Below are 26,267 nucleotides of genomic sequence, written 5' to 3' on the forward strand. Positions count from 1 at the left end.
CGGCGTCTCCTGAAGACGAAATGCTGGTTCTGGATCACTTTTTGGTGACAGAGCCACGGAGGGTCACCGTCCCCGCCGTCATGAACGGTCGCCGACCCCGCAACCGAGCGGGTAGCCGTCCAGATCGTCGCCCTTACCGGCCTGCTGGACAGTTTCGGCGACGGCCTCGACGACACCGCCCTGCTCGCCCTCGGCGCCCCCGCCCATCTCGCTTCCTCCCCCACGACGAGAAACGACGAATGAGCCCGCTGAAGCTCACCACGCGGGACGCCGGAACCGGTCCCGTCCACAGCAGGGGGTGCCGGGATCATGTGGTCGCGGGAGGGGCGTCCTCGACGGACTCAGGCGAGGACCGGGCGTGCTCGACGGGTTCGGTTCCGTGGTGGGCGGGCTCGCGCAACGCGGTGGAGAGCAGGACGGCGAGGACCGGCACGGTGGCCAGTACCATGAGCGCGCCGCGGGGGCCGTGGTGGGTGGCGACGCTGCCCAGCAGCGGCATGAACAGCCCGCCGGCACTCACGGCGAGGCCGAGCGTCACGCCGGCCGCCGTGCCGGGGCGGCTGGGCAGGTAGTCCTGGCCGAGCTTGATCAGTACCGCGAAGGGGATGTTCGAGATCAGGCCGACCAGCAGCGCCAGCGGCAGCGCGTAGTACCTGTCGTCGCAGATCAGCATGAGCCACAGGGCGGGCAACATGGCCGCGTTCCCGATCTGCACGGTGCGGACCATGCCCATGCGGTCGGCGAGCCGGCCCCCGAGCAGGGTGCCGAGCACGCCACCGCCGAGTTCGAGGGTCAAGGCGGTACCGCCGAGCCCGCTGCCGGCCTCCAGATGCCGGATCCAGTACAGCGAGATGAACGTGTTCAGCCCGGTCGAGACGGTGGAGCGCACCACCTCGACAGCCGTCAGTGCCGCGAAGAGGCCAGGCCGGTCCACGCCCTGGTGCTGCACCTTCCGCGCCACCGGGGCGGCGCTCCGGTGATGGTGGCGCAGCAGGATGAAACCCATGAGGACGGCCGGCGGGACGAACAGCGCCGTCGCGCCCATCCCGAAGTTGTCGAGCGCGGGTGTGACCAGCGCCGGGGCGACGAAGAAGCCGACGCTCCCGCCCGCGGCGAAGTAGCTCATCGCGGTGGCGCTCCCCCCGGCCGCACGGCGCGCATCGCGCCCCGCCGGCGGATGGAACATCGCCACACCCGCACCCGCCAGCAGCAGAAGCGCGAACACCACCGGGTAGGAGGACACGAGCCCGGACAGGCCCGCCCCGATCCCCGCCAGGCTGACGCCCAGCGGCGACATCCACCGCATCCGGTACCGGTCGGCCAGCAGCCCGATCGGCACCTGCGGCAACGCACTGCCCAGCGTCGCGGCCAGCGCGAGCCCGGACGCCTGCACGTAGCTGAAGTCACGTTCCAGCACGAAGTACGGAACCGCGGCGGGCACCAGGCCCTGGTAGAAGTCGTCGACGGCGTGGGCACTGGCCCAGACCCGCATCCGGCGCCAGTGCCCCGACGGGGTCTCGGCCTCACGGGGATCGCTTGTCTCCTGGATCGATGTCACCGGTCCACCATGGCGGCGAGCACCCCGTGCGTGCTTCCCGTATTCTGCCGAGGTATGTCGCAGATCCGCCACCAGCCGATCGCACCGACCAGCACACAGTGCCGTGGTGGGGGCGACACCATCGACCGGCACCGACATGACGACCACCAGCTCATCTACGTCAGCTCCGGCGTCCTCGCGATCACCACCGAACACGGATCGTGGATCGCCTCCGACGACCGCGCCCTGTGGATCCCCGCGAACACCTGGCACGAACACCGCTTCTACGGACGAAGCCGCTTCCACACCGTCGGCTTCCCCGCCCGCGGTAGGGCACCCCTGCTCGACAGCGAGCGCCCGACGGTGATCGCCGTGGACCCCCTGGTCCGGGAACTTCTCATCGCGCTGACCGGCACCCCGCTGGCAGCGACGGAGACCCGGCACATCGAAGCGGTGCTCCGCGACCGGCTGCGACGCATCACCGCTCAGCCCGTGGCCCTGCCCGCCGCCCACGACCGCCGCCTCGCCGATGCCTGCCGCGTCGTCGAGAACGACCTGCGCCGGCCCTACACCCTCGCTCAGCTCGCCACCCGCATCCACACCAGCGAACGCACGCTCTCACGCTTGTTCCGCGACGAGTTCGGCCTGAGCTACCCGCAGTGGCGCACCCGCGTGCGCCTCTTCAACGCGCTCGTCATGCTCGCCGAAGGCGCTGCCGTCACCGACACCGCCCACGCCTGCGGCTGGGCGACCACCAGCGCCTTTGTCCACACCTTCGCCCAGAGCATCGGCACCACCCCGGGCGCCTACCGAGCGGAAGCCTCACGGGCCCGGTGACCGCCGTCGGGCTGCGCGTCGAGCGGAGTGACGGGGAAGTCGACCGCTGCGGCGGGCCGGGCCCGCCCCTGCCGCTCGGAGGCTGGGGCAACCGAACGCTCCGCCTGGTCGCCGAGCACGCCGGCCTTCGGTCACCCGTGCCACCCCAGCGCCTCCCGTCCGGTGACACCGGTGGCCGGCACCGGTTGTCGTCCATCGCCGCGATGCTCGCGGCGACCGCACAACGGCATCGAGGACCTCCTACTGCACGTGGTGGTACCAGCGTCGGTGCACCGCGGGTTCGGCGCACAGCACGGCCGCCCCCGCGGTCGTTCCGACCAGCAGGCCCGGCCCACCGCCGCCGTTGAGGACCGAGCCGAGGCAGGCGGCGACGACGGCGAGCGGGCGCAGCAGGGTCAAGGGGCCGAGGCCGACAACCATCGCGAGGGTGCTGCCGCGGAACGGCAGGGCGAAGTAGGCGGCGAGCGACAGCAGTACGGCGGCGGCGTAGACGGCGAGCGGGAGCAGGTAGCCGCGCCCGCCGGCGCTCAGCGTGTCGTAGGTCCGTGCCCGGTCGCATGTGGTCAGCAGCAGAAGGACGGCGGTCAGCGTGGGGGTGAGGAGCAGGACGGCTCCGGCGGCCAGCCCGCGCAGGGCGGCTCGGGCGGCGGCCCGCTGTTTGCGGATCCGGGCGTCGGTGCCGGCATAGGCGCGGAAGCCGCTGAACGCCGCGTCGGTGAGGCCGAGGAGCGCCAACGGTATGGCGGGCGTCACCGGGTGGCCCCGGCGAGGTGCTCCGGGCCGACCATGCGGCGTTCTTCCCGGCCGAGGGCTCGGCGAAGCGGCGCCTCCAGGTGCGGGCGGACCCCGATGATCGGGCGCAGTGTGGTGCAGAACGGGTTCACCGCACCGCGCGGCTCGTAGAGCAGCGCGCGGATGCCGGGTACCGCGGCGGCGCGCAGCAGTGTCTCGTCGCTCTGCGCGCGCCGTGCCGAGACGACGCCGTCGTGGCGGCCGAGCCGGTTGCGCATCCGGGCACGGTGGAACACCCAGGCGCCGATGGGTGCGAGAGGGGTCGCGACGATGTCGAAGTGGCAGAAGGCGTATGCCGGTGAGGCGGCCTGGGCGTGGAAGAACTCGGCCAGGGCGGGACCACGGAAATGGTGCAGCACGCCGGTGGAGACGTAGACGGTCGCGGCCTCCGGCAGGTCGAAGGCGTTTCCGTGGATGAAACGGCAGTCGAGCCCCTCGGCCCGGGCAAGGCGGTTCGCCTCGCCGACCAGCGTGGCGTCGAGATCGACCCCGACCAGTTCCACGTCCGCGCCGAGGGCGTGGGTGGACACCAAATGGCGGATCAGGTAGCCCAGGCCGCAACCGACGTCGACCAGGCGGCACGGCCCGGACTGCCTGGTGGTCTCCCGGATCGCGGTGAGGAGCGGGCCGAGCAGGTGGACCAGCCGTTCACCGACCCTCAGTTCCTCGCTCAGACGCTGGAGTTCGGTGTGCACGCCGATGAGCAGGCGGTCCACGGCGTGCGGGTCGAGGACGCCGTCCTGGTCCACGGGCAGCCCGGCGACGATGCGGGCCGCGCGCTTGTCCCCGCTCTCGCGAAGCTGGCGGATCACGTCGGCACGCCGGACCGGGAGCCGGTGACCGCCGCGTGGATCCACGGCGGTGATCAGGTCGGAAATCTCAAGCTGGTCCACGAGCCAGAACCCTACGGCCTCCCCCAGCCGAGCGGCCGGTTCCGCCCCTGCCGTGAGGTGTCCACGGCCTCCCGGAACGTGCGTCCTCCGCCCCAAGTCATGAGTCACCCGAGATCAGGCCGTTGGCTGCCCGTCAACGTGGTACTCCTCGGAGGGCATCGAGTCGAAAGCACACGTCCCTTGCCTCGGCGTGGGCGATCGCGTCGCTCTCCAGATCGCGTGGTGCCGGGCACACTCGCTGACCTCCGACTGGCCGATCATCTCGGCCGCCTCGACCACAATCATCCCGTTCGGTGACTTCGGTCCCGAGCGCCATAGTCGCTCCTCTGGAGACACCTGAGACTCGCCGGCGAGCTGCGGCCACCATGGCGGCGGCAGGGCTGTTGGCGTCAAGACTCCTGATGGTGTCGCCTGAGTCGGCGTCAGCCGCCGACGTGGAATCCGAAGGCGACGTTGGCGCTGGTGACGACCGGCAGGAGGGCGTCGTCGTCGTTGAGGGCCCAGCGTCCGAAGCCTTCACCGAAGGGTCCGCGTCGAGATCGATCACGCCTCGAAAGTAGGTGGTTGTTGAATGATCCGACAAGGGGCCCCGTGAAGTCCGGGGGCGGCGACCTGAATTCACCCCTTGTTCAATCGTTCAACGATCACCTAGGGTCCCTGCATCCCCCTGGAACCGGAAGCCCGGCTCCGCTCCCGCGGGGCGCCCTGTCCCCAACGCCTGAAGAAGGCCGCGCATGATCGTTCTCCTCGGTGTGGTCGTGGTGATCCTCGGCTTCGTCACACGCCGCAATCCCGTCCTGGTCGTGGGCGTCGCCGGGATCGTCACCGGACTGCTCGGCAGGTTGAACCCGCAGGAGGTCCTCGCGGCCTTCGGCCGGTCCTTCGCCGACAGCCGCTCGGTCACCGTCTTCGCCATCGTGCTCCCCGTGATCGGCCTCTTGGAGCGCTACGGCCTGCGTGAGCAGGCCCGCAACCTCATAGGCCGTCTCGGCAGCCTCAGCGCCGGCCGCTTCCTCACCGTCTACCTGATGGTCCGGCAGGTCACGGCGGCCTTCGGCCTCAACAGCATCGGCGGTCCCGCGCAGACCGTGCGGCCGCTCGTCGCGCCCATGGCCGAGGCGGCGGCCGAACGGACCACGGGCGCGGCGCTGCCCGAGCGTCTGCGTGAGAAGGTGCGCTCCTACGCGGCCTCGGCGGACACCGTCGGTGTCTTCTTCGGTGAGGACTGCTTCATCGCGATCGGCTCGATCCTCCTGATCACCGGTTTCGTCAACTCGACGTACCACCAGGAACTCGAACCGACCCAGCTGGCGCTGTGGGCGATTCCGCTCGCCGTCTGCGCCTTCCTCATCCACGGCGCACGTCTGCTGCTCCTGGACCGGAAACTGGAGCGCGAGATGGCGCTCGCCGCCGCGGAGCACGACCTGCCGCTGCCGAAGGGAACCGCCAAGTGATCAAGGTCGAATGGCTCTACTGGCTGGTGGGCCTCGTCTTCGTGGTCATGGCCGTGCAGATGGCGGCCGACCGCAGCAATCCGAAGCGGTGGACGTCCGCGGCGTTCTGGGGGCTGCTCGGCCTCACCTTCCCCTACGGTACCGGCGTCGCCAACGGTGAGGCGCACAACGGCGGCTGGACCCTGCCCGCCGAACCGCTCGGTGTGGCGGTCCTCGTGCTGATCGTGCTCGCCGGGTTCAACTTCCTCGGCAAGGGCGTCCCGGTGACCACCACCGCCGAGCAGCGCGAGGCCTCCGCGGCCCGGCTGGGCAGCCGGATATTCATCCCGGCCCTGACGATCCCGCTGGTCGCGATCGTGTGCGCCTCCGTGCTCGACGACTCCGGGCTGTTCGAGACGGGCAAGGCCACGCTGATCGGCCTCGGCGTCGGATGCGTCGTCGCCCTCGTCGTCGGCATGCTCGTCACGGGTGAGAAGAAGCTCTCCGTGCCGCTGCACTCCGGCCGCTCCATGCTGGAGGCGATGGGCTCCGCGCTGCTGCTGCCCCAACTCCTCGCCGTCCTCGGGTCGATCTTCGCGCTGGCCGGGGTCGGCACCCAGGTCGGCAAGATCGTCGACGAGGTGCTGCCGGACAACTCGAAGTACCTCGCGGTCATCGCGTACTGCGTCGGCATGTTCCTGTTCACAGTGATCATGGGCAACGCGTTCGCCGCCTTCCCCGTGATGACCGCGGCGATCGGCTGGCCCGTCCTGATCGAGCAGATGCACGGCAACGAGGCCGCCGTCCTCGCCATCGGCATGCTGGCCGGTTTCGCCGGCACGCTGTGCACGCCGATGGCCGCCAACTTCAACATCGTCCCGGCCACCCTGCTCGAACTGAAGGACCAGTACGGGCCGATCAAGGCGCAGATCCCGACGGCACTGCCGCTCCTGGCCTGCTGCACCGTGATCATGGCGGTCTTCGCCTTCTGAGCCGCCCGGCCGACCCCGCGCGCCGCCCGTGCCCAGCCCGTTCCACCGTCGATTCCCGTGAAGGAAGTCCCATGACCCGTGTGCTCGTCACCGGCTTCGCCCCCTTCGGCGGCGAGACAGTGAACCCCTCCTGGCAGGCGGCCTCCCTCCTGGCCGGCGAGCCGCCCGCCGGGCTCACGGTCACCGCCGCCGAACTCCCCTGCGTCTTCGCCACTTCCCTCGGCGCGCTGCGGGACGCCGTCCGCGCCTGCGCCCCCGACCTGGTCCTCTGCCTGGGCCAGGCGGGCGGCCGGCCGGCCGTCACCGTCGAACGCGTCGGCATCAACCTCGACGACGCCCGCATCCCCGACAACGACGGCGCCCAGCCGGTGGACGAACCGGTCGTGCCCGGCGGCCCCGCCGCCTACTTCTCCTCGCTGCCCGTCAAGGCCTGCGTCGCCGCCGTGCGCGCGGCCGGGGTCCCAGCCGCCGTATCCCACACCGCCGGGACCTTCGTCTGCAACCACGTGGCCTACGGCCTCGGCCACCTGATCGCCACCGAGTTCCCGCACGTCCGCGGCGGTTTTGTACACGTTCCCTGGGCACCGGAGCAGGTCACCGACGGCACCGCCCCGGCCCTGGAGCCCGCCACCGTCGCCCGCGGCCTGCGCGCCCTGCTCGTCGCCGCCGCCACCACTCCGGCGGGCCAGGACCTCAAGACCACCGAGGGGGCCACCCACTGATGCCGCTCGCCTCCTACGCGACACCCTTCGCCCGGCTCGCCCTCGCCAACATCACCCGCGAGTACCCCAACTTCCCCGCCCACCTGGTCACCTCGGCCGGAGAGGACGTGCGGCCGAGCACCCTGCACCCGGCCTTCTACGGTGCCTACGACTGGCACTCCTCGGTCCACATGCACTGGCTGCTCGTGCGCATGCTGCGCCGCCACGGGGCGACGCCCGCGCTCGCCGGGACGGCGGCGTTCACCGAGGTGCTCGACCGGCACCTCACCCCGGACGCCCTCGCCGTCGAAGCCGCCTACCTCCTGGAGCGGCCCTCCTTCGAGCGGCCGTACGGCTGGGCGTGGCTGGTCGCACTCGCCGCCGAGTGCCGGGCGTACGGGGGCGCCGCCGGCGCACGCTGGAGCGAGGCGCTGGCACCTGCCGTCGCCGCCGTCGACCGGCTGCTGGCCGTCTGGCTGCCGAAGGCCACCTATCCGGTGCGCCACGGAAACCACCCCAACAGCGCCTTCGCGCTCGGTCTCCTCCTGGACGCCGGGGAACTGTCCGCCACGACGACCGAGGCCGTGCGGGAGCGCCTGATGGCCTGGTTCGCCGACGACCACGACGCTCCCGTGCACTGGGAGCCGTCGGGCCAGGACTTCCTGTCGCCCGCGCTGAGCGAGGCCGACGCGATGCGCCGGGTGCTCGACGGGGAGCGGTTCGCGCAGTGGCTCGACCGTTTCCTGCCCGCGCTGCGTTCCGGCGCGCCCTGCCCGCTCCTGGACGTGCCTGTCGTCTCCGACCACGCCGATCCGCAGATCGGTCACCTGCTGGGTCTCACCCTGAGCAGGGCCGCCGCGCTGCGGTCGATCGCCGGGGCGCTGCCGGCCGGCCCGGTCCGCAGCCGCCTGGCCGAGGCGGCGAGCGCGCACCTCGCCGCGGGACTGCCCGCCGTGGAACGCGGCGACTTCACCACCGACCACTGGCTGGCGACCTTCGCCGTGCTGGCGCTCGACGTGCCGGACCCCAGTTGGGGGCTCAGTCCTGTCTCACGGCCACGCGCCCTCGACGGCCGGCGGGAACGTTGATCGCGTAGCACAACGAGGCATCAGCCGTGGGGGCGGACCCGTGGCTGCAACGGCCTGGTGGCGGGGGTGCGCGGCTGCCCGGTCATGTTGCGGGCGACGGACGTACGGACTCGGCCCGGCCCCGAACCCCCACCTTTACTGACGTCGGGTCAGGTCAGCGTGAACCGCTGTGCTGCCGAGCCGTTGCAGTCCCAGATGCGCAGCCGGGTGCCGTTGGCGGTCGCGCCGTCGGGCGAGTCCAGGCACCGGCCCGACTGGGGGTTGAACAGGGAACCGTCCGAGCGTTGCTGCCAGTTCTGGCCGCCGACGCCGTTGCAGTCCCACAGCTCGACCTCGGTGCCGTTGGCGGTGCCGTTGCCGTTGACGTCCAGGCAGCGGCCGAGCGAGCGCAGCGAGCCGTTCGCGTTGTGGTACCAGTGCTGGTCGACGGCGTAGGACTGGCAGTCCCACAGCTGTACGGCGCTGCCGTTGGAGCCGCTGTCGTCGGCGGCCACGTCGAGGCACTTGCCGCCGGGCGCGGCGACCGGGGCGCCGCCGTTGACGGAGAACTTCTGTGCCGTCGAGCCGTTGCAGTCCCAGATCTGCAGCCGGGTGCCGTTGGCGGTCGCGCCGCTCGGCGAGTCCAGGCAGCGGCCCGACTGGGGGTTGCGCAGCGAGCCGTCGGCCTGCTGCACCCACTTCTGACCGCCGACGCCGTTGCAGTCCCACAGCTCGACCTTGGCGCCGTTGGCGGTGCCGTTGCCCTCGATGTCCAGGCAGCGGCCGATGGTGCTCAGGGAGCCGTCGGCGTTGTGCTGCCAGTGCTGGTCCTCGGCCCAGGTCTGGCAGTCCCACAGCTGCACGGCGGTGCCGTTGACGCCGGTGTCGTCGGCGGCGGCGTCCACGCACTTGCCGCCCGGTCCGGTGACGGTGCCCTGGGGGCCGTTGGGCACGTCGGTTTCGCCCGCGTAGCCGACGGAGACGATGTCGGCCTGGACGGCGTTCTCGGCGGCGTCGCTCGGGTAGCCGGAGACCATGACGCCCTCGAAGAAGGTGCCCCGGTTCCAGTTGCTGTTGTCACCGCCGGTGCCCAGGATGATGCCGCCCTCCTGGTGCATGGGCTTGTAGCCGCCGCGGGTGGGCAGTCCGCCGTCCCACCAGGTTGTCAGTGCGCCGGTCTGGGAGTTGCCGCCCTTGAGGGCGTACTTCGTCTGTCCGTCGTTCTTCAGCACGGCCGTGACGAACGGGCTGTTGTTGCCTCGGTTGGCGGTGTTGGAGCCGTTGTCGCCCTGGAACATGCCGTTCTCCAGGTCGGCCTCGACCCATGGTCCGGAGCCGGTGCACGGTGCGAAGTAGCACGTGGTGGCGATGGAGACGGCGTCCATGTGGCCGTTTCCGGTGTCGGCCGGGGTGCTCTCGGCGTTGCCGTAGTCGAAGCAGCAGTCGGAGCCGACGTGGGTGCCGGAGGCCACCATGTAGGCGCCCTCGGGCTGGCCGTTGACGGCGACACCGGAGGCCACGCCGGTGTAGCGGTAGCCGACGCCCGGCGAGATCCAGATGCCGTAGACCTTGTGGCCGCCGGCGGTCACCGCGATCTCGCCGGCGTCGGCGCCGCGGTCGGCGCCCATGCCGGAGGTGCCGGCCGGGCCGGGGGTGAGGTCGTTGTGGCGGGAGGTCTGGTCGTAGACCTTGGTGATGCGGCAGGTGGTGTTCTGACAGAACACGTCCTGCTGGGCGGCGTTGGCGTAGCCGCCGGGGGCCAGCAGTCCGATGTCGGCGCGGGCTCCGTCGGAGGCACGTGTGACCTGGTAGAGGGGGCCGTTGTAGGAGGACAGCAGGGCGCGTGTGGTGCTGTGCGCGGCGACGCAGGGGGTGCCGGCCGCGCCGTAGATGTCGCACGGCAGCGATCCGGCCGCCTGGGAGACGGCGGGGAAGGCGATCAGCACGCCGAGGACGAGGCCGAGGGCGGCCACGGCGGACAGCACGTGCCGGAGAGGAAGGACCGCTGATCTCGTGACGAGGCGCGGGATTCCCCGCGCGGCGGTGGTGTGTGCTCTGCGCATGGTGTGCTCCCGTGGCTGTGGGGAGGGGAATGGAGCTCAACCTGCCGATGCGAGGGCCGAATTCGCGCCGCTCGGCACCTTCGCGGGAAGTTACGCGCACCGATCGAACGCGTCAATATTTGTTGCTTCACTTTCCTCAACTGCCGGTAACGCGTCCGAAACTGTTGTGTTCTGTTGGCCCGGGGCTCGATTCGGCGACTTGTCGGGCTTGGTGCGGACCATTCCCGGGCATCCCTCACAGCCCTCCAGGGCCCGGCGGGTACCAGGCCCTGGGGGGAGCTGTTCGCTCGGTTTCGGCCCTGCGGCGACGGGCCGCCCTCGGTGAATTCCGCCTCGAGCCCGGCAGCTACGACGCCACCGGACGCGTCGGGATGAGGATGCCGAGGGCGTCGTGGGAGGGGCTGCCGGGTTCGGCGGTCAGGATCATCAGGCGCTGTCCGGAGCCGTCGGGGCTGGTCCAGGTGTCGCAGTCGAGGGTGAGGTCGCCCACCAGGTGGTGGCGGTAGTGCTTGGTGCCGTAACTGGCGCTGCTGACACGGTGTTCGGCCCACCAGGCGCGGAAGTCGGGGTCCTGGACGGACAGTTCGCCGACGAGCTGGGCGAGGTCGGGATCGTCGGGGTCGGCCGCGGCCTCCATGCGCAGCGCGGCGACGGCTTCCCGGGCGTCATGGGCCCATTCCCGGTGCAGTTGCCTGACCACCGGGTTCGTGAACAGCAGCCGCATGTAGTTGCGCCGGTTCGCGGGGAGGGCGGCGAAGTCGGTGTAGAGGGCTACGGCCGCGGGGTTCCAGGCCAGGATGTCCAGGCGTTTGCCGAGGACGAGCGCAGGGGTCTCGGTGAGCTGGTCGAGCAGACGGCGCATGGCCGGACGCAGGCGTTGGGCGGGCCGGCGGCGACGCGGGTGGGCGTCGCTCCGGCCGGCGAGTTCGTAGAGGTATCGCTGCTGGTCCTCGTCGAGGCGCAGGGCGCGGGCCAGAGTGGTCAGCACCGGTACCGATGCCCGGACGCGGCCCTGTTCCAGTCGTGTGTAGTAGTCGACGCTGATCGCGGCGATCCGGGCTGCCTCCTCCCGGCGCAGTCCGGCGACCTTGCGGGCGGAGTCCGTCTCGGGAAGGCCGCACTCCCCCGGTGTCAACTGGGCCCTTCGGGCCTTGAGGAAGGCGCCCAGCGCCCGGGAGTCGGAGTCTGCAGTCATGCCCCTCAGTGTCATCGCACCGCGACGGCCACCGCACCTGTGCGAGGGGGGCAAGTTCTTTCCCGGGCAGAAACCTGGCTCTCCCGCTCGTGCGGAGGCCGGCGCACCGTGGATGTGTGCCCGGCAGGGTGCGGGCCCCGAGGCCGCCGCGCCGGTGCGTCACGAGACGTCGTCACCTCTCAGGGAGAGTGCCCCATGGCCCGGACCACCGTCAGCTTCGACAGCGCCGGCATCCCGCTCGCCGGCCACCTCTACACCCCCGACGCGCCGGCGTCGGGCCCGCGGCCGGCGCTCGTGGTCGGTCACCCCGGCACCGGCGTGAAGGAACAGGCCGCCGGTACGTACGCGCGGCGGATGGCCGAGCGTGGCTTCGTCACTCTCGCCTTCGACGCCGCGTACCAGGGCGAGTCCGGCGGCCTGCCCCGTGGTCTGGAGGACCCCGCGCAGCGGGTGGAGGACTTCAAAGCCGCCGTCTCCCACCTCACCACCCGCACCGACGTCGACGCCGACCGCATCGGGCTGCTGGGCATCTGTGCCTCCGGAGGGTACTCGCTGGCCGCCACCGGCGGCGACCGCCGCGTCAAGGCCGTGGCCACCGTGTCCACCGCCGAACCCGCCCGCCAGTTCCGTCTCGGCGCCGACGGCACCCAGGACCCGGCGGTCTTCCAGGCCCTGCTGGACGCTGCCGCCGCGGCCCGAAGCTCCGCCGCACGCGGCGAGGACCCCGGCGCGATGACCGTGTTCCCGGAGACCGCCGAGCAGGCCCGCGCGCTCGGCGGCCGGCACGGCGTCGAAGGCTTCGAGTACTACTGCACCCCGCGCGGCCGGCACGAACGCTCCGCGAAGACCCTCGCCTGGGAGAGCATCGACAAGATGGCCTGCCACGACGCGTTCTTCGCCATCCCGCTGATCGGCCCCCGCCCGATCCTCCAGATCATCGGCGAGCGCGCCGTCACCGCCTGGATGGCCGTCGAGGCCCACCAGCGCGCCACCGGTCCCAAGGAGATCCACTGGATCAAGGGCGCCAGCCACGTCGACCTCTACGACAGGAAGGAATACGTCGACCCCGCCATCGACAAGCTCACCGACTTCTACACCACCCACCTCACCACCGGCTGACGAGCGCTCCGCGGCGGGTAAGGACCTCAAGGACGTACGGTCCGCGCACCCCTCCGCGGGCCATGGAGCAAACGGCCGCGGTCCGCCTGCCGTCCGGGCCGGGCGGCGGGCCGGTGGAGATCGTGCCGAAGCGTGGGCAGGCGGGGCGCGTGTCCCGGCCGGGCACCGACACCACCTACGGCCGGCAGACCGTCCCGGTACGACCGGGCGGCTGACGTACCGACGGGTCCGGTGGGGTGGCCGGGCGCTCCGGCGGGTCGTCCTCCGTCATGCCGATGTCGGACGCGAGCCGGCGGCGCAGCCACGCGCCGAGTCTGCGGTCCACCAGGTGGTTGAGCGCGGCCGACAGGGCGAGCGAGAAGCACAGTCCGAGGGCGATGGCCGGGACCAGGCCCAGGGCGGGCACCGCCTTGAGCAGACCGCGCACGACCGGTATGCCCAGGCTCTGGTGGACCAGGTAGAAGGGGTAGGTCAGGGCGCCCGCGTAGACCAGCGCGCGCCAGCGCAGCCGGCCGAGCGGGCCGGGCCCGGACAGGGCGAGCAGCAGCAGGAACCCCGTGAGGATGGCGGCGCAGATCCCCCAGCCGGGCGTCCCGCCCCGGGCCGCCGGTTCCGTGTGCTCGGCGACCCGGTCGCCCAGCAGGGTCAGCGTGTAGCACCAGGCGAATCCGGTGAGCAGCCACAGCAGCAGGTTCGGTCCGAAGCGGTGCATCAGGTAGAGCGCCATGCCCGCGACGAAGAGCCCGGCGTACTGGGTGAGCAGGAACTCGTCCATCACGCTGGAGTGCAGCTCGCGGCCGATGGCGGCGAAGGTCAGCCAGAGCAGGCAGAACGCGATCGTGCGGCGGTAGGTGAGACCGATCAGCAGCAGCACGGCCACCAGCAGATAGAACCGGGCCTCGACCCACAGCGTCCAGGCGACCCCGTCGGTGGTCCGCAGCCCGAGCGGCCCGGGCAGCATGGTCAGGTTGCCCAGGGTGGTGCGCAGGTCGACGGGTGCTCCGGGCCGCTGTCCGGCGAGCCGGGCGATCCAGGCGACGACGACGATGGCGAGGACGACCGTCCAGTAGAGCGGGAAGAGCCGGGCGATCCGCGACACGGCGAACTGCGCCGGGGTGCGCCCCCAGCAGCTCATGCAGATGGCGAACCCGCTGATCAGGAAGAACGCCTCCACCCCGAGCCATCCGTAGCGGCTCAGCAGGTGCAGTACGGGGGCGGTGCGCGTCAGGTCGTACGTGCCCCAGAAGTGCGGGGTGGGGGTGCCGAGGTAGTGGTAGGCGGCCACCCCGGCCGCCGCGAGCAGCCGCAGCGCGTCCACGGCGGCGAGCCGGCCGCCGCCCGCCCTGCTCGTTCTGGGTGCGGCCGTCGGCGGGGCCGGTACGGCGGAGACGGACATGGTGGAGGCGTCCTTCGTCGGAGGGTCTGCTGCACGGGGAAGAGGGACTGCCGGATCACGGCCGGCGACGCCGGATGGACCGGTACACGAGCAGGAGGGCCAGGGCGGTCAACGGCACCGTCAGCGCCGCCTGGGTCCACTGCATGGGCCACAGCTGGCTCGCGCTGTGGTAGACGTCGAAGACCCGTGAGCCGTCGGGGCAGCCCGTGGACCCGCACTGGGCGTACGACAGCCGACGGCCGTCGGCGGTGACCACTCCGTCCCGCAGCAGCCAGTCGTCGGGGGCAAGGTCGTAGCCGTGCGGCGGGAACCGGGTGAGGGTCGGCTGGAGGAAGCGGCGCAGCCAGGTCAGCAGGGACAGCACGACCGCGTGGCCGAGCAGGGCGCAGACCACGGCCGGGACCGTGCGCCGGGTCAGCTCCCCGGCCAGCACCCCGATCGCGAAGGCCAGTACGGTCGCCGTCGCGAGAACGGGTCCGAAGGAGTTGTACGGCAGAGCCGCGAACGCCGAGGAGTCGTGTGTGAGCGCCGGCGAGGTGACCGTTCGCAGACGGGTGCCGAGGGCGGCTGCGACGAGGCCCACCGCGGCGGACGCGCCGCCCAGCACGAGGAGTTCGCCGGTGAGCCAGCGCTGCCGGGGCACCGACTGTGTCCACAGGAGCCGGTGCGTGCGGCGCTCGTACTCCTGGGCCAGCAGCGGCGCACCGAGCAGTGCCGCGGCGAGCGCGGGTACGACCACGAGGGCGAACTGCGCGTGCTGGACGGCCTGGAGCGTGTCGGAGACGTGCTGGACCGTAAGGTCGCACCGCTGGAGATAGGGGGCTTCGGCGCACGAGTTCGCGGCGCGCTCGGCTCGGACCCGCACCACGTCCTGCGCTGTGCGCAGCACCCACACCGCCAGCAGCGCCGACGACACGGTCAGGGCGGCGAGGGCGCCGCGATGGCGCCGCAGGCTCAGCCGGACCAGGGCCCGGTACCGCACGGGCTTCGGGCGCAGGGCCGGCCGGTGCAACCGGACCGGGACGACCTGCGGGAAGGACGACACGGTCATGCCGCCACCGTCCCGCTGTCGCCCCCGTCGCCGTAGCGCCCGGGCCGCATGCCGGGGGCCAGCCAGCCCGTCACGGAGGGGGAGCGCAGGTAGGAGACCACCAGCTCCTCCAGACCGGGGAGCTCGGCGTCGGCCGCCGCGGTGTGCGTCCGCTGGTCCACGCGTACGAGCGTGAGGTGCCGCGGCTCGGCGTCCACCGGGTCCACGGGGTGCACCCGCCACGGCGCCGGCCCCGCCTGGCACTCCAGCAGGCCGAGCCGGTCGAGGAGCCGGTGCGCGGCGAGCAGCTCTGACAGCTCGCCGGCCAGCCGGATCCGGCCGCCGTCGATCAGGAGCAGGTGGTCGATGGCCTCTTCGAGGTCACCCAGCACATGGGAGGAGAGCAGGACCGTGCCGCCGCCCTCCGCTACGTCGCCGAGCAACAGGCCCAGGGCGGCTCGGCGCGCGAGCGGGTCCAGATCGCTCAGCGGCTCGTCGAGCAGCAGCAGCCGGGGCCGCTTGCCGCGCGCGAGGGCGAGCGCCAGCAGGGAGCGCTGGCCGCCGGAGAGCGACCCGGCCCTGCTGCCGAGCGCGATCCGCCCCAACTCCAATAGATCCTCGGCTCGTTCGGGGTCCCAGCGGGGGTTGAGGTCGCGGCCCATGGCCAGCAGGTCGGCGACCCGCATCCGCGGGTACAGGGGGCGGTGCTGGTCGACGAAGGCGACCTCGCCGAGCAACGCGTCCTCACCGGCGCGCTGTCCGAGCACGGTGAGCCGGCCCGCGTCCGGCCGGATGAGCCCGGCCGCGGCCGACAGCAGCAGGCTCTTGCCCGCGCCGTTCGGGCCGACGATTCCGCACACGGCGCCGCGCGGGACGCGGAAGGTGCAGTCGGTGAGGAGCTGCGCGCGCCGCCCGCCGCGCCCTGCGCGCAGCCCGACCCCCTCCGCCTGAACGGCGGTCGCAGCGAGCGTCGTCACCGCGCCCGCCCCTCGGGCGCCCGGTCCGCGAAGCAGGTGTCCCCGACGGAGATGACCAGGGCCATGACGTCCTCCCGCTCCAGGCCGTGCTCCCTGGCGCGGGTCATCCACTGCTCCAGCTCCTGCCGCAGACCGGAGCCGTCGACCCGGTCGGCGCTGCCGAGCGTGCCCACCACGAACGTGCCCAGCCCGGTCCTGGACTCCACCAGCCCCCGTCGCTGGAGCTCCTGATACGCCCTCAGCACGGTGTTGCCGTTCACCACGGCGCTCTCCACCACCTCGCGGGCGGTGGGCAGCTTGTCCCCGGGCTTCAGGATGCCCAGCCGCAAGGCCTGTTCGGTCTGCTCGACGATCTGCTGATAGGCGGGGGTGCCGCTGGATCTGCGCAGCTGGTACTTCATCAGGTAACCCTTTCCCTAATTGATTAGGGAAAGTAGTGACTGCCTCGGGAGGTGTCAAACCGCGGGACCGGGGTCATCGCGCCTTCGCCCCACCCCCGGCCGGGTCGACGACCACTGCCGGGACGCCCGCCCGCGGCGCGAGCGCCCTGCCGCAGCCGACACCAGCCAGGCCGAGGGCGCGCCGGCCCGCACCGCCCCCCATACCGGCGTCCGGCAGGCACCACGTGTGAGACTCAGGGCATGATTCGTGCCGCGACCCCCGCCGACATTCCCGTCATCCACACCTTGATTCGCGAACTGGCCGAGTACGAAAAGGCACTCGACGAGGCCAGGGCGACGAAGGAACAGCTCACCGAGGCGCTGTTCGGCGAGCGCCCGGCCGCGTACGCACACGTGGCCGAGGACGTCGGCGGCGAGGTCGTGGGCTTCGCGCTGTGGTTCCTCAACTTCTCCACCTGGCGGGGCGTGCACGGCATCTATCTGGAGGACCTGTACGTCCGTCCCGAGGCCCGCGGCGGCGGCCACGGCAAGGCCCTGCTGACGGAGCTCGCCCGCATCTGCGTCGCACGCGGCTACGAGCGCCTGGAATGGTCGGTCCTGAACTGGAACCGCCCCGCGATCGACTTCTACGAGGCACTGGGCGCCCGCCCCCAGGACGAGTGGTCGGTGTACCGGCTCACGGGCGAAGCGCTGAACGCCCTGGGAGACCAGGGCGGCCGGCCGTAGCCGAGTTCCTTCGGCCGGGGGTGCCCACGCCCGCTTCAGCGCGTCCGGCTTGTCCCCGCGGTTCCCCTCCGGCTCGGCCAATTCGGTGCCGCAGCCGGCGGCGAGCAGCTCGGCTTCGGCGCGGCGGCCGCGGGTGAGCAGGTTGGTGGGTGACTCGGGCAGCGGGGCTTGACCCCGACGTGCGGGATCCACTCCGCAGGCGGCCTGGGGCGGTCGGCGAGCCGCTTGCACAGACCGTTCGACGTCAGCTGCGCCACCGCCAGGGCACCGAGCCCGGCGGCCGCCGCCTTGCGGCCCCGCCACCCGCCCCACCACGCGATCGCGGCCGCCGTACCGCACCACAGTTTTGAGCTCTCCGCGGACTCCTCCAGCGCCGACAGCACGAAGACGACGGCCCGGCGCCGCGTGCCGCGGCGCCGGGCCCCTGCTCCGCAGAGCGGCCGGTCGTCAGCTCTGGCGGGCCTTGAACCGGGGGTGCTTCTTGTTGATCACGAAGGTCACGCCTCTGCGACGCACTACCTGAGCGCCAGGCTTGGCCTTCAACGAACGCAATGACCTGCGTACCTTCATGACAGTCCCCTTACGGCGGATCGGCGGGTGTCCGGGCGTCAGCGCCGAACGGCGTCGGGGCCGTAGCGCCGCCGGAAGCGTTCCACGCGGCCCGCGGTGTCCATGACCCGCGAGGTGCCGGTGTAGAACGGGTGGCTCGCCGACGAGACGTCCACGTCGACGACCGGGTAGGTGTTCCCGTCCTCCCACTCGACCGTCTCGCGGGCGTCGAGGGTGGAACGGGTGAGCAGGCTGAAGCCGGCCGCGCGGTCTCGGAAGACGACGGGACGGGTGACGGGGTGGATGTCGGACCTCATGAGTGGTGCCTCCTTGCGGGGTCCTCGCCGGGATCGACGGAGGTGAGGGGTCAGCGTTCTTCGCGGAACAGGACGTGTGCGCCGACCACCGGGTCGTACGTGCGCAGGACCAGCCGACCTCTCCCGCTTCTCTTGATGCGGTCATGTCACGCAGCCAGGTCAACACCACCGGGCTGCGGTCCATTCCCGCCGGAACGAGGCGGTCGGCGGTCGCGTTCCGCTCGGCCGCGGCGAGGGGGCGCAGAAACGGATCCCCGGGATCGAAGGGTACGGACCTCGCTGACGGCGCACCGGCGAGACGTCTCGCACCGACCCGGCCGCTGCCCGGCGTGGCCGCGACCCTCGCACGACGGCGGCCGAGGAAGCCTCAGTCGTCCTCAAGGGCGATGAGCAGCTCGGCGAGGGCAGGCAGGGCGCGTTCGATGGCTTCCCGGCTGTTCGGGTTGAGATTGGCCAGCGCGCTGTGCAGGGCGGCCGTACTGGTGCGGTCGTAGGTGTCGAGCATCTCCAGTGCGGTGGGTGAGGCGGTGAGGTGGACGGCGCGCAGGTCGGTCACGGAGGGTTCACGCTCGACCAGACCGGCGGCGGTCATGGTCCGCACGAGGTTGCTGATCGTGGAGGGGGCCAGACGCAGCCGGTCGGCGGCCTGGCGCGGTGACAGCGGTCCCGCTTCGGCGAGTGCCCGCAGCAGCTCGATCTGAGCTTCGGGCAGGTCGGGGAGGTCGGCGACGCGTCGGGTGCGCAGTATGGCCCGGCGCAGCGGGCCGATCAGGCGGCCGAACTCGGTGGCAGTGTCCATGAAGCCGATTCTCTCGCACAGGTGATTTTGTCGCAAAATAGTTTTGTGACAAACTGAAGTGGTCGGACGCGTCGAGCCGGCAAGCACCACCCAAGGAGGTCACCCATGACAAGCACCGTCACCACCAGCGACGGGGCCTTCCAGACCACCGTCGAGCAGCCCGAGCCCCCACAGGACTTGTCCAAGATCGTCGGCCACCGCTTCATATACACCTACGCCAATGGCTGGCAGTACGAGATGTACGTGAAGAACGACCACACGATCGACTACCGGATCCACTCCGGAATGGTCGGTGGCCGCTGGGTCAAGGACCAGCAGGTCGATCTCGTCCAGCTGGACGACGACCATTTCAAGGTCTCCTGGAACGAGCCCACCGGCACTTCCGTCGCGGTCAACGTCATGCCCCGCAAGCGGCGCCTGCACGGTGTGATCTTCTTCCCGCACTGGGTCGAGGAGCACGGTGAGCGCACCGTGTGCTTCCAGAACGATCACCTGGACGACATGCGCCGCTATCGCGACCAGGGCCCCACGTACCCGATCTACGTCGTCCCCGAGTTCGCGAAGATCACCCTCTTCGAGTACGTCGGCGCCGACGACGATTCCGTCATCGCCGTCGCTCCCGGCGACCTCCCGGCCGGCTGGTCCGACCGCACGAACTGACCGTCGCGGAATTCGTGTCACCGGCTGCGCCGAGCCGGATCATCATGGCCACCCGCCGAGGAGACGAGCACACGTTGACGTGCTGAGCGCATCTCCAAGCGCAAGGCCGCTTGACGGCGCTCCGCGCGCAGCCGCACGGCACACGCGGCGACTCAGCTCGACTCGCGGACGACGAGGCGGCAGGGGACGGTGCACACGCCTGGCTCCGGCTTGCCGCCGATGGCGTCGAGCAGCCGCAGGGCGGCCTGCCGGCCGATCTCCGCGAGATTCGTGTCGATCGTGGTCAGGGGCGGGCGGCAGGCCAGGGCCATGACGTCCCAGTTGTCATAGCCCACGACCGCCACCCTTTCGGGGACGTCCATGCCGTTCTCGCGCAGCCTGTCGGCGACGCCCCTGGCGATCTGGTCGTTGCCGCAGAAGAAGGCGTCCGTGTCCGGCGCGGCACGCAGGACCGCCTCGGCGGCGCGGCGGCCCCACGCCTCGCTCCACTCGCCGAAGTGGACCCGGCCGGTGGAGAGCGCCAGCGAGGAGTGCTCGAGCAGCTCGACGGTGTGCTGGGCACGGTCACGAGCGGCAGCATGATGTGCCGGGCCGGTCACGTGCGCGATGCGAGTGCGGCCCGTCGCCATCAGGTGCTCGACCGCCAGCCGCGCTCCGCTGCGGTCGTCGGACACGACGGACATGTCGTTCGGGTCGGTGGACGGCGAGAGGGCGTAGACCGTGGGGATCGGCTCGATGCCCGTCAGAGGAGGACGCGGGTCGGTGCGCCGGCCGGTCACGATGATGCCGTCCACCCGGCGGTCCACCAGGTTGCGCAGATGATGCTGCTCGCGGATGGCGTCGCCCCGGGTGTCGCACAGCAGCACGGAGATCTTCCCCGCGCCGAGCGCGTCCTCGGCGCCCAGCAGTACCGGGGTGCTGAAGCGGCCGATGCCGTCGGTCGTCATCAGCCCGACAGTCCAGCTGCGCCCCGTGTGCAGGCTCTGCGCATGCTGGTTGGGCCGGAAGTCGAGCGCTTCGACGGCGGCCAGGACCCGCTGCCGCGTCTCGGGCCGCATCCTGCCGTTGCCGTTCAGCGCTTTCGAGGCCGTCCCCACACTGACGCCGGCCAGCTTGGCGACATCGGCGAGCTTCGCCCGCCCGCCTTGGGGAGGCCCTGACACAGCGGTCACGCGCAATCCTTTTCCTAGACGACGTCAGTCATGCTCATCCTGGCACCCATCCCGCGCCCTGGCCAGTTTCCGGCAGCGGCCGGAGAAACTTGCCGCACCCCCTCTTGACTCACCCTCTCGGGCTCCCTACGTTTCCGGCAGAAAATCGTTTTCCCAAACGGGTTCGAGGAGCGGAGCACCGCCGGGCCGTTCCCAGGGCGCACGACATCCCACGTGCGCCGGACTCACCCCGTTCCCCCGCCTACCTTCTCGGAGAGCCATGCCCCGTCCACGCTTCGCCGTGCCCTCCCCCACGTGCCCGGCTCCACCCTCAGCGGGGCGCTCCCCCACGGGCCCGGTTCGCCTCGGTCCGGGTGCCAGGGCCGCGCTGGTCCCCGCCACCGTCGAGGTGGGCGCCGGCTTCTGGGGCACCCGGAGGGAGGTGAACTCCCACACCTCCATCCCGCTGGGCCCCGATCTGCTGGAGTCGGCGGGGAACTTGAACAATCTGCGGGTGGCGGCGGGCACCGCCAAGGGCGAGTTCCAGGGCGCGTACCCGTTCGTGGACTCGGACGTCTACAAGTGGCTGGAGGCCGCGGCCTGGCAACTCGCCCAGGGGACGCCCGGGGGTGACGGCTCACTCGCGGCGGACGTGGAGCGGATCGTCTCCCTCGTCGCGGACGCGCAGCAGCCCGACGGTTACCTGAACACGTGGTTCCAGCTGCTCAAAGGCGGCGAGCGGTACAGGGACCTGCGCTGGGGCCACGAGCTGTACTGCGCCGGCCATCTGATCCAGGCCGCGGTGGCCCACCACCGGGCCACCGGACGCCGTCGGCTGCTCGATGTCGCCGTGAGGTTCGCCGACCACATCGACAGCGTCTTCGGCCCCGCGGACAGCGGGAAGCCCCTCGACGGCGTCGACGGTCACCCCGAGGTGGAGACCGCCCTGGTGGAGCTGTACCGGGAGACCGGTGAGCGCCGCTACCTGGAGCTGGCCGGCTACTTCGTCGACCGCTTCGGCCACGGCCTGCTCGGCGGCGAGGCGTACTGCCAGGACCGCGTCCCGCTGCGCGAGGCGACCGACGTGGAAGGGCACGCCGTACGTCAGCTGTACCTGCTGGCCGCCGCCACCGACCTGGCGACCGAGACCGGGGACGCGGAACTGCGCGCCGCCACCGAACGGCTGTGGTCGGCGATGACCGCCACCAAGACGTACGTGACCGGCGGACTGGGCGCCCATCACGACGAGGAGGACTTCGGCGACCCGTTCGAGCTGCCCAACGAGCGCGCCTACTGCGAGACCTGCGCCGCCGTCGCCTCCGTCCAGTGGAGCTGGCGCATGGCCCTGCTCACCGGCGAGGCCCGCTACTCCGACCTGGTCGAGCGCACCCTCTACAACGCGTTCCTCGCCGGCGTCTCACTGGACGGCGAGCGGTGGCTGTACGTCAACCCGCTCCAGGTCCGCGACGGGCACACCGACACCGGCGGGGACCAGTCGGCCCGCCGCACCCGCTGGTTCCGCTGTGCCTGCTGTCCGCCGAACGTGATGCGCCTGCTGGCCTCCCTGGAGCACTACCTCGCCAGCGAAGACGCGGACGGCCTCCAGATCCACCAGTACGTCACCGGCCGTTACACCGCCCACGGTGTCACCGTCCGCTGCGAGACCGACTACCCCTGGCAGGGCGTGATCGGGCTGACCGTGGAGGAGGCGCCCGCGGACCGGCCCCGCGTCCTCTCACTGCGCGTCCCGCAGTGGTGCGGCGAGTTCCGTGTCCGGTTCGGGGAGGCGGTGTACGACCAGAACGACGCGCCGGTCGACGACGGCTGGCTGCGGCTGGAGCGCGCCTGGGCTCCCGGCGACGTGGTCGTCCTCGAACTGGGCCTGGAACCCCGGCTCACGGCCGCCGATCCGCGGGTGGACGCCGTACGCGGCTGCGTGGCGATCGAACGCGGGCCGCTCGTGTACTGCCTGGAGCAGGTCGACCAACCCGGCGGCGGCCTCGACGACATCGTCCTCGACACCACACGCGCACTCAAGGTGCGGCACCGTCCGGACCTGCTCGGCGGAGTCACCACGGTCGTGGCCGCGGGGCGCCGTCGGCACGTCCCCGATGCCGGCTGGTGGCCGTACCGGAGCGCGCGGGCCGCCGACGGGCCGCGGGCAGCCGAGCCCCTCGAACTGACCGCGATCCCCTACTACGCGTGGGCGAACCGTCAGGACGGCGGCATGCGCGTCTGGCTCCCCACCTCCTGAACCCGACGACGGTCCCCGGCTCCACCCCGCCCTGCTCCCCCGTCAGACACGCCGAGACAACGAGGTCACCGTGAGAAACAGCCGCCGTAGCCTGATCGCCGCCGTCGCCGCCCTCGGCGCACTCACCTCCGTGGCCGCCTGCGGTGGTGGTGCCCACTCCTCCGCGTCCGGGGCCGGCGGGACGTACACCTTCTGGGACCCGTACCCGCAGTTCGACGCCTCCTCCGCCTGGGGCAAGCTCGTCGCCAAGTGCGGCGGCGACGCCGGGGTCGAGGTCAAGCGCACCGGCATGGACACCACGGACCTGGGCAACAAGGCGCTGCTCGCCGCCCAGCAGGGCAACGCCCCCGACGTCATGCTCGTCGACAATCCGGTCGTGTCCACGCTGGTGGAGGCGGGAATCCTCAACAAGACCAGCGACCTCGGCCTGGACACGAAGCCGATCCAGAAGAACATCCTCGGCGCGGGAGAGATCGACGGCGCGTCCTACGGTGTGCCGATCGGCGCGAACACGCTGGCCCTCTACTACAACAAGAAGGTCCTGTCCGCCGCGCACGTCGACCCCGCCTCCGTCAAGGACTGGGCCTCGCTGACGGCAGCCCTGAAGAAGGTCACGGCGGCCGGGAAGAAGGGCATCACCTTCTCCGCGATCAACACCGAAGAGGGCAGCTTCCAGTTCCTGCCCTGGTTCTGGGGCGCCGGCGGCGACCTCACCGAGCTGAACTCGGACGCGGGCGTGGCCGCGCTGTCCCTGTGGAAGCAGTGGATCGGGTCCGGGTACGCGCCCAAGGACGTCCTCCAGAACACGCAGACCACCAGCTGGCAGCAGTTCGCCACCGGGGACTACGCCTTCGGCGAGAACGGCACCTGGCAGCTCGGCAACGCGGACAAGGCCGGTTTCGGCTACGGCGTCATCGGCATCCCCGGCCGGAACGGCGGCTCGGCGCCCGTGCCGACCGGCGGTGAGTTCGTCACGGTCCCCGTGCAGAAGGACACCTCGCGCTACGGCGTCAGCACGAAGATCGTCACCTGCCTGACCAACTCCGCCAACCTGCTGACCACGGACAACACCCTGATGTACGTCGCCCCCACCGCGGCGGTCCAGGCCGAGCAGGTCAAGTCGGACGCCAGGCTCGAGCCGTGGGTCAGGGCGGTGGCCGCGGCACGCGGTCGCACCAGTGGCGGTCTGGGCACCAAGTACCCGTCCATCTCGCAGCCGATGTGGACCGCCGTCCAGGCCACGCTGTCCGGCGGCAAGAGCCCCAAGGCCGCTCTCGACGCGGCGCAGACGGCCGCCGGCAAGGGCAACTGACGCTCGGTGCCCCGTGGCACGGCCCCGGGGCCCTTCCTCCGAGCCGCACGGCACCCGCAACCGCCCCGACGCCACCACGGCTCCGGGCAGGCCACCCGCATCCAGGAGTTCGCATGACCACCGCCCGCGTCGACCACCGCTCACCGCGGTCACCGGTCAGGTTCGCGGTGACCGGCACCGATGACCGAACGGACGCCTCCGCGTTCCGGCGCCGGCAGCGCCGCAGGAGCCGGCTCACCGCGCTGGCCTTCCTCGCCCCGCTGGCCCTCTACCTCGCCGCCTTCTACGTCTATCCCCTCTACCGCAATCTCGATCTGAGCCTGCGTGACTACACGGTCCGCTCGTTCGTGGCGGGCGACGCGCCCTTCTCGGGGCTGGACAACTTCAGGCGCGTCCTCGACGACCCCACGTTCGGTCCGGCGATGCGCCACACCATGATCTTCACCTTCGTGTCGATCGTGTTCCAGTACGTGGCCGGGCTCGCCCTCGCGGTCTTCTTCAACCGGCACTTCCGGCTGGCAGGCACGCTCCGGGCCCTCTTCCTGGTCCCGTGGCTGCTCCCGCTGATCGTGTCGGCGTCGACCTGGTCGTGGATGCTCAACAGCGAGTCCGGCGTCGTGAACTACGCCCTCCATCTGGTGGGCGTCTCCCCGGTCGACTGGCTCGACTCCCCGGGCTGGGCGCTCACCTCAGTGATCATCGCCAACGTCTGGATCGGCATCCCGTTCAATCTGGTCATCCTCTACAGCGGCCTGCAGAACATCCCCGGCGAGCTGTACGAGGCGGCGGCCCTGGACGGGGCGAGCACCTGGCAGCAGTTCCGCTGCATCACCTTCCCGTTGCTGCGGCCGGTGTCGGCCATCACCCTGCTGCTCGGCCTCGTCTACACCCTCAAGGTGTTCGACCTGATCTGGATCATGACCAAGGGCGGTCCGGGTGACGCCTCCTCCACCCTGGCGACCTGGTCCTACCAGCTCGGATTCGGCACTCTGCTGCCGAAGTTCGGCCTCGGGGCCGCCGTCGGAAACATGCTCATCCTCATCGCCCTCGTCTTCGGGCTGCTGTACATCCGTGTCCAGAAGAGGCAGGAATCGTGAACGCACGAACCAGGTCGGCCCGTTACACCGTCACAGGGCTCGCTCTCACCGCCCTGATGCTGTTCCCGGTGTACTGGATGCTCAACGTGTCCCTCACCCCGCAGCAGGACATGCGCAAGAGCCCGCCCGACCTGCTGCCCCTGCACCCCACGTTCGAGGGCTACCGAGCCGTGCTGAACGACCAGCTGCCCTATCTCGGCACCAGCCTGCTCATCGGCCTGGGCACGGTCGTCCTCACCCTGCTCCTCGCCGCCCCGGCCGGCTTCGCACTGGCGCGGCTCAGGCCCTACGGTGGGGGGCTCCTCGGCCTCGTCCTGCTGATCGCCCAGATGATCCCCGGCATCGTCATGGCGATGGGCTTCTACGGCATCTTCCTCGATTTCGGGCTGCTGAACTCCTGGTGGGGTCTGATCATCGCCGACTCGACCATCGCCGTGCCCTTCGGCGTCATGATCTTCACAGCCTTCATGTCCGGGATTCCCGGCGAACTCATCGCCGCGGCCCGCATCGACGGTGCCGGAACCCTGCGCACCTTCCTGTCCGTCGTTCTGCCGGTGAGCCGCAACGCGATCGTCACGGTCTCGCTCTTCGGCTTCCTGTGGGCCTGGTCCGACTTCGTCTTCGCCAACACGCTCGACAGCGGCGGCGACTGGCGTCCGATCACCCTCGGCATCTACCACTACATCGGCAACAACAACCAGGAGTGGAACGCGATCATGGCGACGGCCGTCGTCGCCTCTCTGCCCGCGGCGATCCTCCTCGTCCTCGCCCAGCGCTACGTGGCCGCCGGGGTCACCGCGGGCGCCGTCAAGGACTGATCCCACGACGCCCGCCGCCCGCGGCCCACCGGCCGGGTGGGGCCGCGCTCAGCCCCGAATCCTCCAGAGCCGTCACCGGACCGAGGGCCCACGTCCCAGGTGACCAGCCGGTCCCCGAGCCGTCGCGTCCCCCGCCGCACCGCGCCACCGG

General features: G+C 71.3%; 27 protein-coding genes and 1 pseudogene. 12 read left to right on the forward strand and 16 right to left on the reverse strand.

Annotation, left to right across the window (positions count from 1 at the left end):
* Positions 1–78: 78 nt before the first annotated feature.
* Together BLW85_RS40535 and BLW85_RS01380 are read right to left on the reverse strand one after the other, a co-directional pair.
* A complete protein-coding gene (locus BLW85_RS40535) occupies positions 79–207 on the reverse strand; it encodes a hypothetical protein (protein ID WP_279628562.1) in 129 nt (42 codons plus the stop codon).
* A gap of 100 nt (positions 208–307) precedes the next feature.
* Positions 308–1,492, reverse strand: a complete 1,185-nt coding sequence (locus BLW85_RS01380; protein WP_074990143.1) for an MFS transporter — start codon at positions 1,490–1,492, stop codon at positions 308–310.
* Between the two features lie 120 nt (positions 1,493–1,612).
* Between BLW85_RS01380 and BLW85_RS01385 the strand changes: the two genes are divergently transcribed.
* Positions 1,613–2,374, forward strand: a complete 762-nt coding sequence (locus BLW85_RS01385) for an AraC family transcriptional regulator (RefSeq protein WP_070027683.1) — start codon at positions 1,613–1,615, stop codon at positions 2,372–2,374.
* A gap of 240 nt (positions 2,375–2,614) precedes the next feature.
* Here the strand turns inward: BLW85_RS01385 and BLW85_RS01390 are convergent, their stop codons facing one another.
* The 3 genes and pseudogenes from BLW85_RS01390 to BLW85_RS01400 all read right to left on the reverse strand — a co-directional run.
* A complete protein-coding gene (locus tag BLW85_RS01390) occupies positions 2,615–3,127 on the reverse strand; it encodes a hypothetical protein (protein WP_074990144.1) in 513 nt (170 codons plus the stop codon).
* A complete protein-coding gene (locus BLW85_RS01395; protein ID WP_074990145.1) occupies positions 3,124–4,059 on the reverse strand; it encodes a class I SAM-dependent methyltransferase in 936 nt (311 codons plus the stop codon). Before BLW85_RS01395 ends, BLW85_RS01390 begins: the two co-directional genes overlap by 4 nt.
* 428 nt (positions 4,060–4,487) lie before the next feature.
* Positions 4,488–4,606, reverse strand: a pseudogene (locus BLW85_RS01400) (LamB/YcsF family protein); the annotation flags it as partial.
* A 187-nt stretch (positions 4,607–4,793) separates the two neighbouring features.
* Here BLW85_RS01400 and BLW85_RS01405 point away from each other — a divergent pair.
* The 4 genes from BLW85_RS01405 to BLW85_RS01420 all read left to right on the forward strand — a co-directional run bounded on the left by BLW85_RS01405 (position 4,794) and on the right by BLW85_RS01420 (position 8,273).
* Positions 4,794–5,513 carry a DUF969 domain-containing protein gene (locus tag BLW85_RS01405; protein ID WP_074990146.1) on the forward strand — a complete coding sequence of 240 codons (720 nt, stop codon included), beginning with the start codon at positions 4,794–4,796 and terminating at the stop codon, positions 5,511–5,513.
* Entirely contained in the window at positions 5,510–6,484 is a 975-nt protein-coding gene (locus BLW85_RS01410) for a DUF979 domain-containing protein (RefSeq protein WP_074990147.1), read from the forward strand. Before BLW85_RS01405 ends, BLW85_RS01410 begins: the two co-directional genes overlap by 4 nt.
* 71 nt (positions 6,485–6,555) lie before the next feature.
* A complete protein-coding gene (gene pcp / locus BLW85_RS01415) occupies positions 6,556–7,206 on the forward strand; it encodes a pyroglutamyl-peptidase I (protein ID WP_074990148.1) in 651 nt (216 codons plus the stop codon).
* Positions 7,206–8,273: a DUF2891 domain-containing protein gene (locus BLW85_RS01420; protein WP_074990149.1), complete on the forward strand. Its 1,068-nt coding sequence runs from the start codon at positions 7,206–7,208 to the stop codon at positions 8,271–8,273. The genes pcp and BLW85_RS01420 overlap by 1 nt, the downstream gene beginning before the upstream one ends.
* A 149-nt stretch (positions 8,274–8,422) precedes the next feature.
* Here BLW85_RS01420 and BLW85_RS01425 read toward each other — a convergent pair whose 3' ends face one another.
* Positions 8,423–10,315 (reverse strand): arabinofuranosidase catalytic domain-containing protein, encoded by a 1,893-nt coding sequence (locus tag BLW85_RS01425; protein ID WP_074990150.1) that lies wholly within the window; start codon positions 10,313–10,315, stop codon positions 8,423–8,425.
* 346 nt (positions 10,316–10,661) lie between these two features.
* The gene (locus BLW85_RS01430; RefSeq protein WP_074990151.1) at positions 10,662–11,510 is read right to left on the reverse strand and encodes a helix-turn-helix domain-containing protein; all 849 of its coding nucleotides are present in this window, start codon (positions 11,508–11,510) and stop codon (positions 10,662–10,664) included.
* 195 nt (positions 11,511–11,705) lie between these two features.
* On the opposite strand from BLW85_RS01430, the gene BLW85_RS01435 reads away from it, so the two are divergent.
* Positions 11,706–12,629, forward strand: a complete 924-nt coding sequence (locus BLW85_RS01435) for an alpha/beta hydrolase (protein WP_074990152.1) — start codon at positions 11,706–11,708, stop codon at positions 12,627–12,629.
* A 175-nt stretch (positions 12,630–12,804) separates the two neighbouring features.
* On the opposite strand, the gene BLW85_RS01440 is transcribed toward BLW85_RS01435, so the two are convergent.
* From BLW85_RS01440 to BLW85_RS01455, 4 genes are read right to left on the reverse strand one after another with little or no spacing between them, the layout of a single operon-like run.
* The gene (locus BLW85_RS01440) at positions 12,805–14,025 is read right to left on the reverse strand and encodes an acyltransferase family protein (RefSeq protein WP_074990153.1); all 1,221 of its coding nucleotides are present in this window, start codon (positions 14,023–14,025) and stop codon (positions 12,805–12,807) included.
* Positions 14,026–14,080: 55 nt separating this feature from the next.
* The gene (locus BLW85_RS01445; RefSeq protein ID WP_074990154.1) at positions 14,081–15,076 is read right to left on the reverse strand and encodes an ABC transporter permease subunit; all 996 of its coding nucleotides are present in this window, start codon (positions 15,074–15,076) and stop codon (positions 14,081–14,083) included.
* Complete coding sequence (locus BLW85_RS01450) at positions 15,073–16,032, reverse strand: ATP-binding cassette domain-containing protein (RefSeq protein WP_074990155.1); 960 nt, start codon at positions 16,030–16,032, stop codon at positions 15,073–15,075. Before BLW85_RS01450 ends, BLW85_RS01445 begins: the two co-directional genes overlap by 4 nt.
* Positions 16,029–16,433 carry a GntR family transcriptional regulator gene (locus tag BLW85_RS01455; protein WP_219014041.1) on the reverse strand — a complete coding sequence of 135 codons (405 nt, stop codon included), beginning with the start codon at positions 16,431–16,433 and terminating at the stop codon, positions 16,029–16,031. The genes BLW85_RS01450 and BLW85_RS01455 overlap by 4 nt, the downstream gene beginning before the upstream one ends.
* A 240-nt stretch (positions 16,434–16,673) precedes the next feature.
* On the opposite strand from BLW85_RS01455, the gene BLW85_RS01460 reads away from it, so the two are divergent.
* Positions 16,674–17,159 (forward strand): GNAT family N-acetyltransferase, encoded by a 486-nt coding sequence (locus BLW85_RS01460; RefSeq protein WP_074990156.1) that lies wholly within the window; start codon positions 16,674–16,676, stop codon positions 17,157–17,159.
* A 447-nt stretch (positions 17,160–17,606) separates the two neighbouring features.
* Here the strand turns inward: BLW85_RS01460 and BLW85_RS01465 are convergent, their stop codons facing one another.
* The 4 genes from BLW85_RS01465 to BLW85_RS01480 all read right to left on the reverse strand — a co-directional run bounded on the left by BLW85_RS01465 (position 17,607) and on the right by BLW85_RS01480 (position 18,824).
* The gene (locus BLW85_RS01465; RefSeq protein ID WP_071828786.1) at positions 17,607–17,729 is read right to left on the reverse strand and encodes a ribosomal protein bL36; all 123 of its coding nucleotides are present in this window, start codon (positions 17,727–17,729) and stop codon (positions 17,607–17,609) included.
* 38 nt (positions 17,730–17,767) lie between these two features.
* Entirely contained in the window at positions 17,768–18,025 is a 258-nt protein-coding gene (locus BLW85_RS01470; RefSeq protein WP_070027696.1) for a type B 50S ribosomal protein L31, read from the reverse strand.
* Between the two features lie 50 nt (positions 18,026–18,075).
* On the reverse strand, positions 18,076–18,162 hold the full coding sequence (gene rpmG / locus BLW85_RS01475) for a 50S ribosomal protein L33 (RefSeq protein WP_071828790.1): 87 nt from the start codon (positions 18,160–18,162) through the stop codon (positions 18,076–18,078).
* A 230-nt stretch (positions 18,163–18,392) separates the two neighbouring features.
* Positions 18,393–18,824: a MarR family winged helix-turn-helix transcriptional regulator gene (locus tag BLW85_RS01480; RefSeq protein ID WP_074990157.1), complete on the reverse strand. Its 432-nt coding sequence runs from the start codon at positions 18,822–18,824 to the stop codon at positions 18,393–18,395.
* A 105-nt stretch (positions 18,825–18,929) separates the two neighbouring features.
* Between BLW85_RS01480 and BLW85_RS01485 the strand changes: the two genes are divergently transcribed.
* On the forward strand, positions 18,930–19,484 hold the full coding sequence (locus BLW85_RS01485; RefSeq protein ID WP_070027698.1) for a phenolic acid decarboxylase: 555 nt from the start codon (positions 18,930–18,932) through the stop codon (positions 19,482–19,484).
* A gap of 152 nt (positions 19,485–19,636) precedes the next feature.
* On the opposite strand, the gene BLW85_RS01490 is transcribed toward BLW85_RS01485, so the two are convergent.
* Positions 19,637–20,656, reverse strand: a complete 1,020-nt coding sequence (locus tag BLW85_RS01490; RefSeq protein WP_074990158.1) for a LacI family DNA-binding transcriptional regulator — start codon at positions 20,654–20,656, stop codon at positions 19,637–19,639.
* Positions 20,657–20,915: 259 nt separating this feature from the next.
* Here BLW85_RS01490 and BLW85_RS01495 point away from each other — a divergent pair, with 259 nt between their 5' ends.
* From BLW85_RS01495 to BLW85_RS01510, 4 genes are all read left to right on the forward strand, one after another.
* Complete coding sequence (locus BLW85_RS01495; protein WP_074990159.1) at positions 20,916–22,889, forward strand: glycoside hydrolase family 127 protein; 1,974 nt, start codon at positions 20,916–20,918, stop codon at positions 22,887–22,889.
* Between the two features lie 70 nt (positions 22,890–22,959).
* Complete coding sequence (locus tag BLW85_RS01500; protein WP_074990160.1) at positions 22,960–24,201, forward strand: sugar ABC transporter substrate-binding protein; 1,242 nt, start codon at positions 22,960–22,962, stop codon at positions 24,199–24,201.
* A 113-nt stretch (positions 24,202–24,314) separates the two neighbouring features.
* Positions 24,315–25,298, forward strand: a complete 984-nt coding sequence (locus BLW85_RS01505; protein ID WP_074990161.1) for a carbohydrate ABC transporter permease — start codon at positions 24,315–24,317, stop codon at positions 25,296–25,298.
* Positions 25,299–25,354: 56 nt separating this feature from the next.
* Positions 25,355–26,116, forward strand: a complete 762-nt coding sequence (locus BLW85_RS01510) for a carbohydrate ABC transporter permease (RefSeq protein ID WP_208624945.1) — start codon at positions 25,355–25,357, stop codon at positions 26,114–26,116.
* Positions 26,117–26,267: the final 151 nt, after the last annotated feature.

This window comes from Streptomyces misionensis, from assembly GCF_900104815.1.
Classification (GTDB): domain Bacteria; phylum Actinomycetota; class Actinomycetes; order Streptomycetales; family Streptomycetaceae; genus Streptomyces; species Streptomyces misionensis.